Annotated in this window: 1 protein-coding gene; it reads left to right on the top strand. The window is 65.0% G+C overall.

Features of this window, described 5'->3' with window-relative positions; all coding sequences use genetic code 11:
• Positions 1 to 644, top strand: a 644-nt coding sequence (locus tag AX681_RS13555) for a class III extradiol dioxygenase subunit beta (RefSeq protein ID WP_066663053.1), incomplete at its 5' end; no start/stop codon positions are given.
• Positions 645 to 680 lie beyond the last annotated feature (36 nt).

Here is a 680-nt window from a genome sequence, read left to right as displayed (position 1 = left end):
ACGAAGGCTGGGGCCCGCGCAAGGTGCCCGATGTGGAGGGTCATCCCGACCTGGCCTGGCATATCGCGCAGAGCCTGATTCTCGATGAATTCGACATGACCGTCATCAACGAGATGGATGTCGATCATGGCCTGACCGTCCCGCTGTCGATGATGTTCGGCACGCCCGATGCCTGGCCGTGCAAGGTCATCCCGCTGGCGGTCAATGTCGTCACCTATCCGCCGCCCTCGGGCAATCGCTGCTGGGCGCTGGGCGAGGCGATCGCGCGCGCCGTGGCGAGCTTCCCCGAAGATCTGAACGTTCAGGTGTGGGGCACTGGCGGCATGAGCCACCAGCTGCAGGGGCCGCGCGCCGGGCTGATCAATCCCGAATGGGATAACATGTTCCTCGACGGACTGATCGGCGAGAGCGACCATCTGCGCCGCATCCCGCACATCGAATATCTGCGCGAGACCGGGTCCGAGGGGATCGAGATGGTGATGTGGCTGATCATGCGCGGCGCGCTGGGCAAGCGCACTGCCGCGCTGCACCGGCATTACCATGTGCCCTGTTCGAACACCGCAATCGGCCATCTCGTCCTGCGCCCCGACAATGGCGAGGGGCTGGATATGGCCGGGAGTGGGTTTGCGGAGGCGGCGGAATAGCATTCAAGCCCCTCCCCTTCAGGGGAGGGGTTGGGG

It is taken from the genome of Sphingomonas sp. CCH9-E2 (assembly GCF_001557215.1).
Classification (GTDB): Bacteria; Pseudomonadota; Alphaproteobacteria; order Sphingomonadales; family Sphingomonadaceae; genus Sphingomonas.
This window is presented reverse-complemented; position numbering and strand designations above follow the sequence as displayed.